Source organism: Arthrobacter sp. CAN_A214, assembly GCF_015751955.1.
Classification (GTDB): domain Bacteria; phylum Actinomycetota; class Actinomycetes; order Actinomycetales; family Micrococcaceae; genus Arthrobacter_D.
On sequence record NZ_JADOUU010000014.1, the window covers coordinates 21,511 to 39,215 of the forward strand.

The 17,705-nt window shown below is 65.6% G+C and carries 18 protein-coding genes; 3 read left to right on the top strand and 15 right to left on the bottom strand.

The features are described 5' to 3' along the window. Positions 1-13 precede the first annotated feature (13 nt). The 9 genes from IWX65_RS12295 to IWX65_RS12335 form a co-directional block, all read right to left on the bottom strand. On the bottom strand, positions 14-940 hold the full coding sequence (locus IWX65_RS12295; RefSeq protein WP_196883206.1) for a metal ABC transporter permease: 927 nt from the start codon (positions 938-940) through the stop codon (positions 14-16). Position 941: 1 nt separating this feature from the next. Beyond that, entirely contained in the window at positions 942-1,658 is a 717-nt protein-coding gene (locus IWX65_RS12300; RefSeq protein ID WP_334683839.1) for a metal ABC transporter ATP-binding protein, read from the bottom strand. A gap of 41 nt (positions 1,659-1,699) precedes the next feature. Beyond that, on the bottom strand, positions 1,700-2,623 hold the full coding sequence (locus IWX65_RS12305; protein ID WP_196883210.1) for a metal ABC transporter substrate-binding protein: 924 nt from the start codon (positions 2,621-2,623) through the stop codon (positions 1,700-1,702). 40 nt (positions 2,624-2,663) lie between these two features. Next, a complete protein-coding gene (locus IWX65_RS12310) occupies positions 2,664-3,443 on the bottom strand; it encodes a class I SAM-dependent methyltransferase (RefSeq protein WP_196883212.1) in 780 nt (259 codons plus the stop codon). A gap of 24 nt (positions 3,444-3,467) precedes the next feature. Continuing rightward, positions 3,468-4,277, bottom strand: coding sequence for a histidinol-phosphatase (gene hisN / locus IWX65_RS12315; RefSeq protein ID WP_196883214.1), 810 nt, complete (start codon positions 4,275-4,277; stop codon positions 3,468-3,470). A gap of 107 nt (positions 4,278-4,384) precedes the next feature. After that, positions 4,385-4,588, bottom strand: coding sequence for a cold-shock protein (locus IWX65_RS12320; RefSeq protein WP_026532371.1), 204 nt, complete (start codon positions 4,586-4,588; stop codon positions 4,385-4,387). A 156-nt stretch (positions 4,589-4,744) separates the two neighbouring features. Further along, complete coding sequence (rsgA, locus tag IWX65_RS12325) at positions 4,745-5,878, bottom strand: ribosome small subunit-dependent GTPase A (protein ID WP_196883216.1); 1,134 nt, start codon at positions 5,876-5,878, stop codon at positions 4,745-4,747. After that, positions 5,871-7,292 carry a 3-phosphoshikimate 1-carboxyvinyltransferase gene (gene aroA / locus IWX65_RS12330; RefSeq protein ID WP_196883218.1) on the bottom strand — a complete coding sequence of 474 codons (1,422 nt, stop codon included), beginning with the start codon at positions 7,290-7,292 and terminating at the stop codon, positions 5,871-5,873. The genes rsgA and aroA overlap by 8 nt, the downstream gene beginning before the upstream one ends. A 5-nt stretch (positions 7,293-7,297) precedes the next feature. Next, a complete protein-coding gene (locus tag IWX65_RS12335) occupies positions 7,298-7,846 on the bottom strand; it encodes a DoxX family membrane protein (protein WP_196883220.1) in 549 nt (182 codons plus the stop codon). Between the two features lie 376 nt (positions 7,847-8,222). Here IWX65_RS12335 and IWX65_RS12340 point away from each other — a divergent pair, with 376 nt between their 5' ends. Further along, entirely contained in the window at positions 8,223-8,915 is a 693-nt protein-coding gene (locus IWX65_RS12340) for a sigma-70 family RNA polymerase sigma factor (RefSeq protein WP_196883222.1), read from the top strand. Then, positions 8,912-9,172, top strand: coding sequence for a mycothiol system anti-sigma-R factor (rsrA, locus tag IWX65_RS12345; RefSeq protein WP_196821194.1), 261 nt, complete (start codon positions 8,912-8,914; stop codon positions 9,170-9,172). Before IWX65_RS12340 ends, rsrA begins: the two co-directional genes overlap by 4 nt. A gap of 89 nt (positions 9,173-9,261) precedes the next feature. Here rsrA and IWX65_RS18070 read toward each other — a convergent pair whose 3' ends face one another. Continuing rightward, positions 9,262-9,336, bottom strand: coding sequence for a 50S ribosomal protein bL37 (locus tag IWX65_RS18070; protein WP_369299106.1), 75 nt, complete (start codon positions 9,334-9,336; stop codon positions 9,262-9,264). Between the two features lie 131 nt (positions 9,337-9,467). Between IWX65_RS18070 and IWX65_RS12350 the strand changes: the two genes are divergently transcribed. Continuing rightward, positions 9,468-10,433: a zinc-binding dehydrogenase gene (locus IWX65_RS12350; RefSeq protein WP_196883225.1), complete on the top strand. Its 966-nt coding sequence runs from the start codon at positions 9,468-9,470 to the stop codon at positions 10,431-10,433. A gap of 115 nt (positions 10,434-10,548) precedes the next feature. Here the strand turns inward: IWX65_RS12350 and IWX65_RS12355 are convergent, their stop codons facing one another. The 5 genes from IWX65_RS12355 to IWX65_RS12375 all read right to left on the bottom strand — a co-directional run bounded on the left by IWX65_RS12355 (position 10,549) and on the right by IWX65_RS12375 (position 17,619). After that, positions 10,549-12,336 carry an ABC transporter ATP-binding protein gene (locus tag IWX65_RS12355; RefSeq protein WP_196883227.1) on the bottom strand — a complete coding sequence of 596 codons (1,788 nt, stop codon included), beginning with the start codon at positions 12,334-12,336 and terminating at the stop codon, positions 10,549-10,551. Then, entirely contained in the window at positions 12,333-13,382 is a 1,050-nt protein-coding gene (locus IWX65_RS12360) for an ABC transporter permease (RefSeq protein ID WP_196883230.1), read from the bottom strand. The genes IWX65_RS12355 and IWX65_RS12360 overlap by 4 nt, the downstream gene beginning before the upstream one ends. Positions 13,383-13,391: 9 nt before the next feature. Continuing rightward, on the bottom strand, positions 13,392-14,924 hold the full coding sequence (locus IWX65_RS12365; RefSeq protein ID WP_196883232.1) for an ABC transporter permease: 1,533 nt from the start codon (positions 14,922-14,924) through the stop codon (positions 13,392-13,394). 103 nt (positions 14,925-15,027) lie between these two features. After that, positions 15,028-16,809 (bottom strand): ABC transporter family substrate-binding protein, encoded by a 1,782-nt coding sequence (locus tag IWX65_RS12370; RefSeq protein ID WP_196883234.1) that lies wholly within the window; start codon positions 16,807-16,809, stop codon positions 15,028-15,030. A 210-nt stretch (positions 16,810-17,019) separates the two neighbouring features. Beyond that, positions 17,020-17,619, bottom strand: a complete 600-nt coding sequence (locus IWX65_RS12375; RefSeq protein ID WP_196883236.1) for a GDSL-type esterase/lipase family protein — start codon at positions 17,617-17,619, stop codon at positions 17,020-17,022. Positions 17,620-17,705 lie beyond the last annotated feature (86 nt).

Below are 17,705 nucleotides of genomic sequence, written 5' to 3' on the forward strand. Positions count from 1 at the left end.
CCTGCCGGCCACGTCAGCCCTTCCCCGGTGCTACGGTTGCCGTCGCGGTCGACGGCGGTGCTGCCGTTGCGCGGCGGCGATGTGCTCGGCGCCGCTGCTGCTGCTGGCGGCGCTGCCACACCAGTCCGTTCGGCCGGGAGAAAAGGTAGACCGCGGTGAAGACCAGCGATTGCGACAGGACCACGGCGGCACCGGTGGAGATGTCGAGGTAGTAGCTCGCATAGATGCCGGCGACGGCGGCTCCCGCAGTGAGAACGACGGCGACCACCAGCATCCGGTCGAAGCTCCGGGTGAGGAGGAAGGCTGTGGCGCCGGGGGTGATCAGCATGGCGACCACCAGGATGATGCCCACGGCCTGGAGCCCCACGACCACGCTGAGGGCCAGCAGCCCGAGCAGCAGTGCCGAGAGGAATCGCGTGTTGAGCCCGATCACGTGGGCGTGGGTGCTGTCGAAGGCCAGCAGCGTGAGGTCCCGCCGTTTGAACAGCACGACGGCGAGGGTCACTGCTCCGAGAATGAGCACCTGCCACAGCTCGCCGTCCGTGACGCCCAGGACATTGCCGAAGAGGATATGCATCAGGTCGATCTGCGAGGGAGTGCTCGACACGATTGCCAGGCCCGCCGCGAAGAGGGCGGTGAACACCACGCCGATCACGGTATCCGGCTTGAGTTTGGTGGTGGACCGTACCGCACCGATCAGGGCCACGGCACCAGCTCCGAACAGAAACGCTCCGATGGAGAATGGAATGCCCACGATGTATGCCAAGGCAACTCCGGGGAGCACTGCGTGGGAGACGGCGTCACCCATCAGGGACCAGCCCATGAGGATCAGCCAGCAGGACAGCACTGCGGAGACAACGGCGGCAGCAAGAGTCACCAGCAGGGCCCGGGTCAGGAAGCCGTACTGCAGCGGTTCGGTCAGCCAGGAGAGGATGTCCATGTCAGTTGTCCGTTCCAGGAGTGCCGAAGGCCATGGCGAGATTGCCGGAGGTCAGTACTTCCTCAGGGGTGCCGTGCGCCAGGACGCGCTGATGGAGCAGTACTGCCGTGTCGCAGAACTCCGGGATGCCCGCGAGGTTGTGCGTGGAGACCAGTACGGAGCGGCCCTCGTCGCGCAGTTCCCGAAGGAGGACGGTCATGGTTGCCTCACTCGATCGGTCCACGCCGGCGAAGGGTTCGTCGAGCAGCAGGAGTTGCGCCTCCTGGGCGATGCTCCGGGCCACGAAGACACGTTTGCGCTGGCCACCCGAGAGTTCCCCGATCTGCCGTTTGCGGAGGTGCTCGAGGCCCACCCTTTCGAGGGCTGCGCCCACCGCGGAGTGGTCCGCCGGACGAAGGCGCCGCATGGATTCCAGATGCCCGTACCGGCCCATTCCGACGACGTCGTTCACCGACACCGGGAAGTTCCAGTCGACGTCCTCGGCCTGGGGCATGTAGGCCACAAGGCCGCTGCGCCGTGCCTCCCGGTGCGCCATGCCGAAGAGCTCCACCGTGCCGGCCTGTGGTTCGAGAAGCCCCAGAAGTGCCTTGAAGAGTGTCGACTTGCCGGATCCATTGACGCCGATGAGGCCGCAGATGAGCCCGGTGTCCAGCGTCAGGTTCACGGCGTCGAGGGCAAGTACCTCGTTGTAGGCGACGGTCAGGCCAGAGACTCGCAACGCGGAATCCCGTGCAGACCCTTGTACAGGTGCATGCTGGTTCACTGGTTCAACCCCTCGGAGATAGTGCGGATGTCGTAGCGCAGCAGGTCGACGAAGGTGGGGACGGGGCCATCCGGTCCTGATAGTGAATCGACGTACAGGGGACCTTCCAGACGCGCTCCCGTCGCGAGCGACACCTGCTGCTGGGCTCCCGGGTTGACCGTGGATTCGCAGAATACTGCCGGGACGTCGTTGTCCTCCACGAATCGGATGACCTCGCGGATCTGGCGCGGGGTGCCCTCGGTGTCCGAGTTGACCGGCCAGATGAACCCCTCCTTGAGTCCGGCGTCGCGGGCCAGGTAGGAGAACGCACCCTCGCAGGTCACGAGTGCTGCGGCCGGGTCCGCCGCGACACTGGCGCGGAGCTCGGTCAGAAGGGCATCGAGCTCGACCTTGATGCCTGCTCCATTGGTGTGGAAGTCGGCCGCGTGGGCGGGCTCGAGCTCCGATAGCGCGAGAACGATGTTGTCGACGTAGGTCTGTGCGGCCAACGGCGACATCCAGGCGTGGGGGTTCGCCAGGCCCTCGTAGTCTCCGGAGCGGATGTCCATCGGATCCACGCCGTCGGAGAGGACCACATGGGGAGCTTCGACCGAGAGAAGGAAGCGCTCGAACCAACGCTCGAGGCCCAGCCCGTTGTCGAGGATCAGGTCGGCGTCCTGGGCCGCAACGAGGTCCGACGGCGTCGGCTCGTAACCATGGATCTCCGCGCCCACCTTTGTGATGGACTCCACACGGACATGCCCGCCGCCCACTTCGTCGGCCAGGTCGGCGAGCACCGTGAAAGTGGTGAGGACTACCGGGCGGTCATCCCGATGCCCAGCGACGGCGGGTGCCGCCTCCGAACGGGGAGCGCAGGCGGAGAGCAGCAGTACAAGTGCAAGGACTACTACCGCGAGCGGCACCCCGGAATATTTCGGCATACCTAATTCTATACCTTAGGCACACCGAATTGCACATGACCTACGTCCTGGAAGTCGCCCGCCACGCCGAGGTGAAGTAGGGCAGGGCCAATCCGGCGCCTGCAGGAAAGGCAAGGTAATCGTGGAGATACCAGGAGAGATTGCGCTCCACTTTCGAGCGGGTCGCAGCGTCGGCCCGCTGGTAGTAGGCCCGTGAGCGGGCGAGGTCGATGACATCGTAGGTGGAGAGGGCCTGGCTCCATTTCATATGGTTCCCCTCCGGCTCGGCGAAAAGGGGGCCGAAGTCCGGCCGGTAGCCCGGCGAGTAGACGTCGCCGGCATGCATGATCCTCGACAACCGGTGAACCCAGGAGATGTTCACGTCCAGCTGGTTCCACAACACGGCCAGGGTGCCCCCTGGAACGAGGACGCGGGCGGCCTCCATCGCAGCTTTCCCGGGATCACACCAGTGCCACGCCTGTGCGATGGCCACGACGTCGACCGACCCCGAGACAAGACCGCTCTCCTCGGCAGTACCCGGCAGGATGCGGACCGCTGGAAGGCGTCCCCGGAGTACCGCGAGCATGTCCTCCGAGGGATCGATCGCCGTGACCTCGAGTTCGCGCTGGACCAGGAGCCGGGTGAACAGTCCGGTCCCGGCTCCGACGTCGGCCGCGGTCCGGGCACCGGGTGGCAGCAGCCAATCAGCGCTCGCCTCCGGATACCCCGGCCGCACCCGATCGTAGCGGCTACCGCCGGTGCGGTAGCCCCGGGCGAGGTCGCTCCGGCGTTCGCTGCTGATCCGCGGTCCGCTGCGGGGCGTCGACGGTGTGACAGGCATCAGTGGCACTCTCCGGCCGGTCGGCTACAGGAGGTCGTCGACGTCCGGGTTCAGGGTGCGCAGCACCTCGCTGTGCAGGGTGCCGTTGGTGGCGAGGGCGTTGCCGCCGAAGGGTCCGTCGACGCCTTCGAGCGAGGTGAAGCGCCCTCCGGCCTCGGTGACGATGGGGACCAGCGCCGCCATATCGTGCAGGTTCAGTTCGGGCTCGCACGCGATGTCCACGGCACCCTCGGCCACCAGGCAGTAGGACCAGAAGTCGCCGTAGGCGCGCGTCCGCCACACCTGGTCCGTCAGATTGACGAACTCCGCGAGCGAACCGCGGGCCCGCCATCCCGAAAGGCTCGAATAGGACAGCGAGGCGTCCTGCAGCTTCGACACGTTGGAGACCCGCAGGCGGGTTGCGGCAGCCAGGGACTTTCCGGTAAAGGCTCCGGTTCCCGTTGCCGCCCACCAGCGCTTGCCGAGGGCAGGTGCACTGACGAGCCCGACAACGGGGCGGCCCTCGTCCACGAGGGCGATGAGGGTGGCCCAGACCGGCACGCCGCGGACGAAGTTCTTGGTCCCGTCGATGGGGTCGATGATCCAGCGGCGGGATCCTCCGCCGGTGCTGCCGAACTCCTCGCCCAGTACGGCGTCACGGGGACGCGCGCGGGAGAGCTGCCCCCGGATGGCCTCCTCGGCGGACTTGTCGGCGTCGGTGACCGGGGTGAGGTCGGGTTTCGTCTCTATTCTCAGATCCAGGGCCTTGAAGCGCGACATGGTCTGGTCGTCCACGGAGTCAGCCATGATGTGGGCGAGGCGAAGATCGTCGTTGTAGCTCTGGACAAAAGTCATTCCTTCAACCTATCGTCTGCCGGGCTTAAACAACCAAGGGCCACCGACGGCGAATGCCGTGTTGGTGACCCTTGGTGGACCGCTTTCGCGGTCGGAGGTTTTGAACCTTAGAGAACGGTGATGTTCTCGGCCTGGGGACCCTTGGGACCCTGGGTGGTCTCGAAGTTGACCTTCTGGTTCTCTTCGAGTGAACGGAAGCCGTTCGAGTTGATGGCGGAGAAGTGTGCGAACACGTCGGCGCCGCCGTCTTCGGGAGCGATGAAACCAAAGCCCTTTTCAGCGTTGAACCATTTGACTGTACCTGTAGCCATTTTGTCTTCCTTACCTTGTGAGAGCAGCTCCCGTACTTCGGGGCGCTCGTCGCGGTGTTCGTCTTCGCTTGTCAAAAAAGCTTTCGAACTCCAGGTGGAGGATCAAGGCTTGAAATAAATGCGCAACACAACAACTGGGTACCAGCCTAACAGAATCTATTGGGTGCCCAGTTCCTTCGGGTCCATCGCCTGGGCCCGTGCGTCGGACATGCCGGCGCTGAGCAGGCGCCTCAGGGAGGCAAGGCGCACCGGTCCGGATTCTCCCGCGGACCCTTCCGCGACCCAGCCGTCGAGGCCGCAGTCCACGGCCTGGTCGTCATGCCTGCAGCCGCGTTCACACCGCTCAGTGCCCGGTTCGAGGTCCGGGAAAGCCGAGAGGATGCGGTCGGGCTGCACATGGGCAAGGCCGAAGGAACGGATTCCCGGTGTATCGATGATCCAGGTCCCGGGCGCGGAGTCCGCAGCCTTCAGGGCGATGGCCGACGACGACGTGTGCCGCCCGCGTCCGGTCACCGCGTTGACTCCTCCCGTGGCACGGGTGGAACCGGTCAGCGCGTTGACCATCGTGGACTTGCCCACTCCGGAGTGCCCGAGGAGCACGCTGACCTCGCCGTCGAGTTCATTCCGGAGCGCATCGACGGCCGCGTGGGACAGCCGGGCCGAGGCACCGTCGTCGGACGTGGCGTGGATCCCTGCGTTGTCCGTCGCCGTTCCGCTGATGATCACGCGGAGGTCAAGGTGCTCGTAGTTGGCGAGCAGCTCCGCGGGATCCCGGATGTCCGCCTTGGTGATGCAGAGCAACGGCGCGATGCCGGCGTCGTAGGCGGCCACGAGCGCGCGGTCGATGAAACCCGTGCGCGGCTCCGGATTGGCTGCCGCAACGACGATGACGAGCTGGTCCGCGTTGGCGACGACCACGCGTTCGATCGGATCCGAGTCGTCGGCGCTGCGCCGCAGCACGGTGCGGCGTTCTTCGACGCGGACCAGCCGCGCGAGGGAGTCGGGCCCTCCGGACAGATCGCCGACCAACGCCACGAGATCACCCGCGACCACGGCGCTGCGCCGCAGTTCGCGCGCGCGGGCGGCCACGATGAGCCGCTCGTCGGCGGTGTCCTCGTCGACGACGGCGGTGTACCGCCCGCGGTCGACGGTGACGATGCGGCCGGTCACGGCGTCGTCGTAGGCCGGCCGGTTCTTGGTGCGGGGACGCGTCCCCTTCTTGTTCGGGCGGATCCGCACGTCCGATTCGTCCCAGGCCCGGGAGCCGCGGCGGTTCCCTGTTTCACACACGTTCGGTGGCTCCAGCCGTTGTCGCGGGAGCCTCAGCAGTACCGGCGGTGCCGGTCGCCGCCAGCCTGAGCCACAGGTCGGGGAATTCCGGCATCGTCTTGGCGGTGGTGCCGATATTCTCGACGTCGACGCCGTTCACCGCGAGGCCGAGAATCGCGCCCGCCGTCGCCATGCGATGGTCGTCGTACGTGGCGAACGCTCCGCCATGGAGGGCAGCGGGTGTGATGATGAGCCCGTCCGCCGTTTCCTGGGCATCGCCGCCGAGGGCATTGATCTCGGTGACGAGCGCAGCAAGCCGATCGGTTTCATGGCCCCGCAGATGGGCAATCCCGGTCAGCGTGGAGGGTGAATCGGCGAGGGCGCACAAGGCGGCGACGGTGGGGGCCAGTTCGCTGGTGTCGGCGAAATGCCCGCCGCGGATCACGGGGCCGCCGGTGACGCTCAGGGTTCCGTCGACAAGTTCCACGATGGCGCCCATCCGGGCGAGGATGTCCCGCCACTGGTCCCCGACCTGCGTCGTCCTGGAGGGCCAATTGGCGATGCTGACCGTTCCCCGGGTCACGAGTGCTGCGGCGAGGAACGGCCCTGCATTCGAGAGGTCGGGTTCCACCCGGACGTCGAATGCGGCGATCGGTCCCGGCGGAACGAACCAGTGATTGGGAACGGAGTCGTCCACTGCGACGCCCACGGACCGGAGCACCTGCACGGTCATGGCGACGTGGTCGAGGCTGGGAACAGGTTTGCCGACGTGTTCAAGATGAAGTCCATGGGTGAAGCGGGCCCCGACCAAGAGCAGGGCCGACACGAACTGGGAGGAGGCCGCAGCATCGATGATCAGGTGCCCGCCCGCCACGTCACGTGTGCCCTGCACGGTGAAGGGGAGGGAACCGCCACCGTCGTCGTCGACGCGAATACCAAGCGCCCTCAGCGCCTCGATGATGGCGCCCATGGGCCGCCGACGGGCGTGCGGGTCACCGTCGAAGGAGGTGGGGCCTGCGAGGAGGGCGGCCAGTGGGGGGACGAAACGCATCACTGTGCCGGCGAGCCCGCAGTCGACGTGCCGGGGCGGCGACGGCAGAGTCGGCGACGGTGATGAGGACGTAGTAGGGAGCGGTTCGATGCGCAGGTCCGGCCCGTACCCGTCCGTACCGGGAAGCTCAGTGACGGTCGCACCCAGTGACCGAAGGGCCGCTCCCATGAGGGCCGAGTCCCTGGAATGCAGGGGACTGCGGAGCACGCTCGGGCCGTCGGCCAGCGCCGCGAGGATGAGGTAGCGGTTGGTCAGCGACTTGGAGCCCGGCACCTCGAGTCGGGCATCGACCGGCGCCACTGCGTGCGGCGCCGGCCAAAGGTCTCGGGTGGTACCTGCTGTATTCGATGCCGGTCCAGTGGCGCCACCCGATGAGTTGGTCATGCCGCTTATGAGCCCACGACGTCGGCGGCGGTCTTGCGGACTGCGGAGTCGGCCTTCTTCAACTGCTTGCGCGCGTCCTTGCTGATGCCGACGGCGTTCTTCTTGGCACCGGTGGCGAAGTGCTCCGCCCGCCAGACGAGGCCGGGGCGGCCGTTGGTGTCGACCGCGGCGAGGAGTACGGCTCCGATGAGCGAGAGGTTCTTGAGCAGCTGGCTGCGCCTGGCCTTGCGGGCCTCGGGTGTTGACGAGTCGGCGGCGTTGAAGTCGGCCAGCGCGTTCACTGCCGCCGTCACCGTGAGCAGGGCAGCGGCGAGCCGGGAGAACCTGCCGATGCCGAGCAGGATACCGGCGCCGACCTGGGTAGCCCCGAGGATCTGGGCCACAAGTTTCTCGTTGCCCGTGATCGATGCCGCGGACGGTACCGCCTTGGTGACCTTCTTCAGGACGGGTGCCAACTGCGTTGCGGTGGCGCTGGTGTTCCGCAAACGCTCGACGCCCGAGAAAACGAAGCTGCTGGCGATAAGTGGTCGGGCTATAACGCGGACAAGGGTCACAATTGCCTCCTGGTTGCCGACGCTTCAACGCCGGTTTTCGAGATTGTCTGGGAACATACAGGGCACGCTGAGTCTAGTTTTACATGCTCCCGGCGGGTGCGGCGATCCTCTTCTTCCGGTGTCCGCGGCTACTTGCACGGTAAAGAGGACCAATAAGCAGCGCTTCGGGGAACACCTGGATGGAATAAGTGCACCTTCGCCCGGGTTGGAGAAAGGGTAGGAGCAATCCTGAACGGAAGGTGAACCATTGGCGTCAATGACAGCCGACACAGCCGTGTCTCCTGATTTCCAGCTCGAGGTGATGGCGGGTCCTCCAGTGGACGGCGGCTCTGCCCGCCGGCCTGCGGCCGGCCGCAGGCGCGTAGACTTTGCCTCGATGAATACAACAGCCCCGGCGGGCAGCAGCCAGGCCGAAGATGACCAGTTGGACGTGTCCACGGAATCCGTCGCCGACCGCAAGGCGCGATTCGAGCGGGACGCTATGCAGTACGTGGACCAGCTCTACTCCGCCGCGATGCGCATGGCCCGCAATCCCAGCGACGCCGAGGACCTGGTCCAGGAGGCCTACGCCAAGGCGTTCTCCGCCTTTCATCAGTACAAGCCGGGCACGAACCTGAAGGCGTGGTTGTACCGCATCCTGACGAACACCTACATCAACCTCTACCGGAAGCGGCAGCGCGAACCGCTGCAGTCGCACTCGGACACCATCGAGGACTGGCAGCTCGCCAAAGCGGCCGAGCACACCTCCCTCGGACTGCGCTCGGCCGAGGCAGAAGCGCTCGACCACCTGCCGGATTCCGACGTCAAAAGCGCGCTGCAGGCCATCCCGGAGGAGTTCCGGCTGGCAGTGTACTTCTCGGATGTCGAGGGATTCGCCTACAAGGAAATTTCAGAAATCATGAACACGCCTATCGGGACGGTCATGTCCCGACTGCATCGCGGACGCAAGCTCCTGCGGGAGCTTCTCTCGGAGTATGCGCACGAGCGGGGCCTCGGGACGACGGCGAAAGTCGCCTCACCCGGCACGGGCAAGTCCAGCACCGGTACGGAACAGGAGAGTGGAAGATGAGCGATTGCGAGAGCATGGGTGACTGTGCCGATTCTCGGATCGAACGACTGTATGAGTACCTCGACGGTGCGCTGTCGCATTCGGACCTCGTGGAGATCAAGGACCACCTCGAGGGTTGTCCTGAGTGCGCCGAGGAACACAACCTGGAGTGCCTCATCCGGTCCGTCGTGAAGCGTTCGTGCACGGAGGTTGCTCCGTCAACGCTGAAGGCGAGCATCCTTGACCGTATCAACGTGCTGAAAGCGGTCGACCACTAGGTTTCGAAGTAGGTATATCCAGAAGCACCTCCGGTCCCGTGCGGGACCGGAGGTGCTTTTACGCGTACGTACTTCCTGTCACCTGCTGATCAGGTGTTGGGACGCTTACCGTGGTTAGCGCCTCCGCGCTTACGGTCGCGGCGCTTGCGTGCTCGCTTGCTCATGGGTGCCTCCTTCTCTATGCCTGCAGAACTGCACTCCAGTCTCCCACAGTGCAGCACCCCTGCCTAAACCGCGGCGGTCCCAGGGCCGGCCCTAGGATGGAAGGACAGCCCCTACGCTAAGGAGTTCCTGCATGCGAGCCGCCTACGTTGATGCAATGTCGAAGGACAATCCCCTTGCGGGACTGAAGATCGGAGATATCGCGGAGCCGGAGGTGCCCGACGGTTTCCGCCGGGTTCGGGTTGCCGCATCCTCGCTCAACCACCACGACCTGTGGTCGCTCCGCGGAGTGGGCCTCCCCGAGGAGCGGCTGCCCATGGTGCTGGGGTGCGATGCCGCGGGAACCGACGACGACGGCAATGAGGTGATCGTTCACGGTGTCGTGTCCTCGCCGGGCTGGCGCGGCGACGAAACCCTCGACCCGAAGCGCTCCCTGCTGTCCGAGCGTTATCCGGGGACCATGGCTGATTACGTGTGGGTGCCGGAGCGGAACCTCCTTCCGAAGCCGGCGGAACTGAGCTTCGAGGAGGCAGCCTGCCTCCCGACGTCGTGGCTGACCGCCTACCGCATGCTCTTCACGGTCTCACCGGCTGCGCCGGGGTCCACCATCCTGGTGCAGGGAGCCGGAGGGGGAGTGGCGACGGCGCTCATTGCCCTGGCGTCCGCCGCAGGTTTCCGGGTCTGGGCCACGAGCAGGAGCGAGGAGAAGCGACAACGCGCGCTCGACCTCGGGGCAGCGGCCGCGTTCGACGCCGGTGCCCGGCTCCCCGAACGGGTCGACGCCGTCTTCGACTCGGTGGGGGAGGCCACGTGGGCACACTCGCTCAAGGCGCTCGTCCCGGGCGGTGCCGTCATCACCTGCGGAGCGACCAGCGGCCCCGCGCCGTCGGCCGACCTCAACCGCGTGTTCTTCCTGCAGCTCCGCGTCCTCGGCTCCACCATGGGAACGCGGGACGAACTCGTCCGACTCACGCGGTTCCTCGTCGGGACCGGGGTCCGGCCGGTCATCGACTCGGTGATCGACCTCGACGACGCTGCCCGTGGATTCTCCCGCATGCTCGACGGCGACGTTTTCGGGAAGATCGTCTTCCGGCACTAGGACGTCGGCGGCTGCCCCCGAAGAGAACGACGGGTGCACCGGATTCATCCGGTGCACCCGTCGTTTCCGGTGGCGGTCATCGATCGGGGAATACGGGGTCGGAAGTCCAGCCTGCCTACTCCGCCGAGGCACCAGCTGCCAGGATCGCATTCCGCTGCTCGCGCCGCAGCGTCTGCTCGGCCGGGTCCGGAACCGGTGCCGCCGCGAGCAGGCGGCGGGTATAGGAATCCTTCGGGTACTTCAGGATCTGCGTGGCAGTTCCCTGTTCCACCAGCCTCCCCTTGTTGAGTACCGCGATGTGGCTCGCGAGAAGCTCGACGACGGCGAGGTCGTGGCTGACGAACAGGCAGGCGAAGCCCCGTTCACGCTGGAGTTCCTGGAGGAGTTCGAGCACCTTGGCCTGGACCGAGACGTCGAGGGCCGACGTCGGCTCATCCGCCACGAGCAGGTCGGGCCGCAGGGACAGCGCCCGGGCGATGCCCACGCGCTGACGCTGCCCGCCCGACAGTTCGTGCGGGTACCGGTTCCGGAAGGAGACGGGCAACTGGACGTCGTCGAGCAGCTCCTCGACGCGCTTGTCCAGGGCTGTCCGCGACAGTTTCTCGTGCAGGAACATCGGTTCGCCGATGCTCTCTCCGATGGAGAGCCGCGGGTTCAGCGACGCAGCGGGGTCCTGGAACACGATCGCGAACTTCTTGCGCAGCGGTAGAAGTTTCCGTGCGGAGAGCGTGGTGATGTCCGTGCCGGCGATCGTGACGCTTCCGGCGCTGGTCCTGATCAGGCCGGTCACGGCGCGGGCGATCGTCGATTTGCCGGAGCCTGATTCGCCCACGAGGCCGAGGACCTCACCCGGGTTGATGGTGAAGGAAACATCGTTGACCGCTTTGAAGGGCGCCTGCCTGAACCGTCCGGGGTATTCGATATCGACGTTCACCAGTTCGAGCGCCGGAATCGTACCGGGGTCCCGGTGGGTCTGCTGGTCCGCGACCGCTGCGCGCGCATCCTCCTCATGTACACGGAGGCTACCGTCCACCACCTCGAGGTCGGACAGAACCCCGCCGACCTTGGACCCGAGGTGCGGAACGGCATCGAGCAACTGACGCGTGTACGGTTCGCGCGGGTTCGTGAACAGCTCCGCGGTGGGCGCCGTCTCGACGACACGGCCGCGTTCCATCACCACCACGTTGTCCGCCAGGTCCGCCACTACGCCCATGTCGTGGGTGATGAGGAGGATTGCACTGTTGAGACGCTTGTTGAGCCGTCTCAGCAACTCGAGCACCTCGGCCTGGACCGTCACGTCGAGGGCGGTGGTCGGTTCGTCGGCCACCAGCAGCATCGGGTCGTTGGCCAGGGCGATCGCGATCATGGCGCGCTGGCGCTGTCCGCCGGAGAACTGGTGCGGATAGGATCCGTACCGCTTCTCCGGTTCGGGGATCTCGACCATCGTCAGGAGCTCGATGGCACGCTGCTTGGCCTGGGCGGGGGACGCCTCCGTGTGCTGTTCAACAGCTTCGCGGATCTGCTCCCCGACCGTCAGGACGGGATTGAGGGCCGTCATCGGCTCCTGGAAGATCATCGCGATGTCATTGCCGCGGATGCGCCGCAGGGCACCCTGCGGCGCGCCGATCAGTTCCTTGCCGAGCATTTTCGCGCTGCCGCTCGAGCGCCCGTTCCGGGGGAGGAGGCCGAGCAGGGCCATGGACGACATGCTCTTGCCCGATCCCGATTCCCCGACGATTGCGAGGATCTCGCCCGGATGGATCTCGTAGGACACGTCCTCGGCGGCCATGACCCATTCGCCGTCCACGCTGAAGTCGACGCAGAGGCCGGACACGGAGAGGATGGCGCCCTCCCTTGCTGGTGCGGAGTCGTCGATGACGAGGCTGGCCTCGGAAGCACTCATTGCTTGATCCTTGTCTGCTTGGGATCGAAGGCGTCGCGAAGCCCGTCCCCGATGAAGTTCACTGCCAGTGCGATGGCGACGATGAACGCGCCCGGCCACAGGAACAGCCAGGGACGCACCGTCAGTGCCGAGCGGTTGTCATTGATCGCCTTGCCGAGCGAGGTGTCGGGCGCCACCACTCCCAGGCCAAGGTAACTGAGGGCGGTCTCGAGCAGGATCGCCCCGGAAATCGCGAGCGTGGTGGAAACGATGATGACGCCGACCGTGTTCGGCAGGATGTGGCGGAAGATGATTCGGGCCGAACTTGCACCCACCGATTTGGCGGATTCCACGAATTCCTTCTCCCGGAGGGAAAGGAACTCGCCACGCACCAGTCGGGCGAGGCCCGTCCAGGTGACGAGTCCGAGGAAGATCGCGAACGGGACGATGCCCTGTTTGGCGACGATTCCGGCCACCACGGCCGCGATGACGACGGTGGGAATGGTGATGACGACGTCGGTGATCCGCATCAGGATCGCCTCGGTCCAGCCCCGGAAGTAGCCCGCCACCGCGCCGACCGTGGTGCCGATGACCATGGCCACCAGGCCCACGATGAACGCGATGATCAGGGAGGTCTGAATGCCGCGCATGGTCAGGGCGAAATAGTCGCGCCCAAGGACGTCCTGCCCGAACGGATGTTCCCCTAGGCTGAACGGCCACAGGGTGAATGTCGGCCTGCCCTCGTTGAAGCGCGGGGCAAGCACGTCGTAGTCCTTGTTCCACCACCCCGGAATCCCCGCGAAACCGATGGAGCTGAAGGAAAGCAGGACGATCAGCATCAGCAGCGCCATGCCTGCAAGGGCACCCTTGTGCCGGAAGAAACGCTCGCGGACGAGCTTCCCCTGGCTTTTCGCTTCGGTGGTCTGGATCCTGCTGGTCTGGATGCGGTCCGTCTGCGCCCGGGTAGGGGTGCTGGTGGAGATGTCGGTGTCCTGGGTCAGAAGAGTCGTCTCGGACAGTTCGACCTGTGCCCGCGAATCGCCGGACCGGTCTGCATGTTTACTCATGATTCTTTCCTAGCTCAGCGTGATGCGGGGATCGAGGAAGGCGTAGGCGATGTCGGCGAGCATGTTGAACAGCACCGCCGCCGTGCCCACCACCAGGAAGAACGCCATGACGGGCGCGGGATCCACGTTGTTGATCCCGTCGATGAACATCTTGCCCATGCCGTTCCAGCCGAAGACCTGCTCGGTGATCACCGCGCCGCCCAGCACTCCGGCGAAGTCGAAGGCCATCAGCGTGGTGATGGGAATCATCGCGTTCCGGAACGCGTGCTTGACAAGAACCGTCCGCTCGCTCAGGCCCTTGGCCCGCGCGGTGCGGATGTAGTCCTGGTTCATCACATCGAGCTGGCTGGCGCGGGTGTAACGGGTGTAGGTGGCGAAGGAGATCAGGGTCAGTGCGATCGTAGGGAGGACCAGATGCAGCGCGTAGTCGAGGTTGACTTCCCAGAAGGTGCCCGTGAGGTTCGCCGACTGGGACCCGGTGGTCGGGATCGGTCGGCCGCCCGCCTTCGACGACAGTGTCGGGTAGGCCTGCAGCAGCCGGTCCAGGAAGATCAGCAGGGCGATGTTGACGGCAATCACCGCTGAGATCCTCGCTGCCTGCTGGCGGTACTGCCTGCCGACCAGACCACCGACTCCGTAGGCCGCCAGCACGGTTCCGGCGATCAGCAGCAGCACGGTGAGCCAGGTCGGATCGGTGAGGAGGGGAATCGAGACGAGGTATGCCGCATAGCTGACCGCCGCGGCGGCGAGGGCGGCGTAGAGAATCTGGCGACGCCGGAATCCGGCGAGCAGGGCCGTCCAGAGGAACGCGACTGCAGCTGCCGAAACGAGCATACCCACGGGGCCGAGGCCCGGGGTGACGAACCAGCCGGTGACCAGGAGCAGCCAGAGGGTGAAGGCGGTGGCGAACGCGGCAATCGCGAAGACGGTTGCGCGCCGTCGGCGGTCGCCGCCCACCACCAGCGCCCAGATGAGGCCCGCAACCACCCCGATGGCGATGATTGCTGCGTAGGAGAACTGCGGATTCGCAAGCCACGTGTTGAGGTCGATCGCCAGGTACTGCTTGAGGAGCGTCGACAGCCAGAACAGTGGAAGCGAGAAGAGTACGAAGGAGAGGAACGTGATCGAGTAGTCGAAGGTGGTGTACTGGCGGATTGCCGTGACGATGCCGACGATCACGCCGACCACCAGTGCGATGACCGTGGCGACGACCACCAGGCGGAGCGTCGATCCGATCGCATTCTCCAGTTGTGGCAGCACGGAGTTTCCGGAACGGTCCAGCCCGAGCGTGCACGAAACCCCGCCGGGTACGAGGCAGTAGCCGACCTCCTGCAACCACAGGAAGTAGCGCATCAGGGGAGGCTGGTCGAGGTTCATCGCCGCGGTGCGCGCTGCGATCGTTGCGGCCTTCTGCGGTCCGCTCGTCTCGCCGAGGTCCTCGAAGGGGTCGCCCGAGGAAATGGTGAGGAAGTACATCAGCGTGGTCGCTGCGATCATGATGAAGAACGAGATAATCGATCGTTTGGCGATGAAGTAGAACACTTCGGGCTCCTAGGAAGACAGGACGGTTCGAACTGGCCCGGGCATACGGACGGGCAGACCAGAGGGTCTGCCCGTCCGCTACCCGGCTCTCGTGATGAGCGGGTCAGCCGTTCTTCTTCGTCCATTCGTAGGCATTCCAGGTCAGGCCCGTCTGGGTCGGGTTGAGGACCACGCCTTCAACATTGGAGTTGTAGGCGGCGATGCCCGGGTTCGCGTACAACACCACGTTGTACTGCGTCTCGGCAAGCCTCTGCTCGAGTTCGGTCTTCAGCGGGACAACCTGCTCGGGATCGGTGTTGGTGACGATCTCGCCCCAGATGCGGTCGACTTCCTCATCGGAGTAGCCGCCGAAGTTCTGCGCTCCGTCCGAGACATAGATCGACTCGCCGGATGCGACGAGCCCGGATCCGGCCCAGCCGAAGACCACTGCGTCCCATGCTCCGGGCTGGGAGAGCTTGGCGCTCCACTCGGCGTCGGGCTGGGCGGTGATCTCGAAGCCTGCCTGGTCACAGGAGGCCTTGACGAGCGCGACCTGGTCAGCGCGGAGCTGGCTCGTGGAGGCGTGCATCATGGAGACCTTGACGGGCTCGGTCTTGCCCGCTTCCTCGAGCAGTGCCTTGGCGCCCTCGATGTCGGCGACGCCGTCATTCTGGGCGGCCGGTGCTCCATCGAGCACGGTCTGGTAGTCCTCCTGCGCGGGCTGGTACTCGTGCAGGTTGAGGACCGAGCCGTTCGGTTCGATCGGTGTCACGAACTTGTCCACCATGTCGGCACGCGGGATGCACTTGGCGAAGGCCTGGCGGACCCTGAGGTCCTCGAAGACCGCGCCGGGACGCTGGTCCAGATCGACGTGGGAGAAGGTGAGCTGCTCGCCGGTTTCGACAGTGACCGATTCGCCGATCGCCTCGAGGGCCGCCTTGGTGTCGACCGTGGGGCTGGAAGGGTCGATGACGTCGACGTCGCCGTTCTGCAGGGCCTGCACGACTTCCTCGTCCACGATGGTCTTGTAGACGATCGTCTCGGTCTGCCCGGCTTTCGCCTCGCCCCAGTAGTTCTCGTTCTTCACCATGGTGAGCGTGCCGTTGGTGGCGTTGTCCAGCATGTACGGGCCGGACGAGGGGATGAGAGCCGCATCGGGCAGGCTCGGGAGATCTGCCTCGTAGTTCCAGCCGGTGTTCCAGAAGTCCGCAACGGGCGTGAGTGCCGCGATGTCGCCGGCCTGGATGGTTTCGATCAGCTCCGCGCCGTCCCCCTCGGCCGATAGCCCGGCCTGCTCCGCCGCCACGTGTGCCGGCATGAAGTTGTCGACCAGCGCTTCCCAGTCCGCGTAGGGCTCGGAGTAGACGAGTTCGATCTCCTTGCCGCCCGGTTCGCCCTCCGGCATTTCAGTCTGGCCCCAGCCGTTGTTGGAGGCGGCCTGGAAGATGTCGACGTCGGCTCCGCTATCCGGGTCCTTCTCGCCGCTCGGGTGCTTGCCCGACGCCGCGGCCCACTGCAGCAGGAAGTCGTCGTAGTCGATGGCGGTGCCGTCGGACCACACAGCATCGTCGCTGATGGTGTACTTGACGGTCAGTGGATCGTCGCTCGTCTTCTCGTAGGTTCCGAAATCCTCATCGCGCTCGAGGTTTCCCTCAGCGTTGAAAGCCACGAACCCGCTGTGCACCAGATTGTCGACATAGGTGTTGTAGACGCTGTTGGCATTGGCGGTGTCGCCGTTGTAGGCGTCAGGTGTCTGGCTGATGGCCACGTTGATGGTGGACGCAAGGCTTTCCTCGGCGCCGCCCTCGGTGGGGGTCTCCGCGGTTCCGCCCGCAGACCCACAGGCGCTCAGCATGAGCGCTCCGATGGAGAGAGCCGTGAGCGACATTGTGCGCTTATTACGCATTCGATTTCCTTACTGTGCTAGGGGCGCAGGAGCCGGTGATCAGTCCCGCTGAAGCAGATTGCAACCGTGACGGCAATCACACTTCCCACAGCATAACCAGAGATCGTTGCCTTCGGACACCCAGTGAACGAGATATAACCCATTCGTTACCAGCCGGTAATGTTGTCACCGTTCGGTAACGAAGGGGCCGGAGTGGTCGAGCCGTTCCTCCTATTCGGAGGCGGGGATCTCCAGCCACTGGTACCAACCGCGGTGCAGCACGAGCCACGCCATAAGCCCGTAGCCTGCCTGGCCGGGGCCGCCGCCATTGGAGGCGAGGTCGTTGCGCCACTGCTCGTGGGCAAGGAGCGGCGTAAAGGTATCCACGTACACGTGCTTGCGCCGGGTGGTCACATCGGCGAAGGCGGTCGAGAGATCCGCGAGGCGGCGGTTGCGCTCTGGATCAAGGCCGGGGGGAGGGCCGACGACAAGGGCCTTGACGCTCATGTGGGCGGCGCCGTCGAGGATGTTCGCGAGGTTCAGCCGGCTGCGGGCCGTCGACAGCTCCAGGTCCAGATCGCGGTCGGAGAGACCGATGACGAGACGGTTCTCGAAGCCGTCGTCGAAGCGGCGTCCCACCTCCTGGAGCCAGCGGTTGGCAAGGGACTCCGTCCCCTCCTGCGGAGCTGCGAGGATATAGGACTCGACCAGCACGTTCTCCGGCGCGGTCCGTGCCATGACGCGTCCGAACCAGCCGAGCGCGCGCGGGTCGCCCAGGCCCGCCAGGAGTTCGTCGCCCACTGCTGCTAGCCGGATTCTGCGTTGTTCCACTGGTCCCTCGGTTTACTGATCGTTGGAATGGTGCATGAGTGATGATGCGTGACTATCAGCGGAAGACATGGCATACCCTGCCTTGA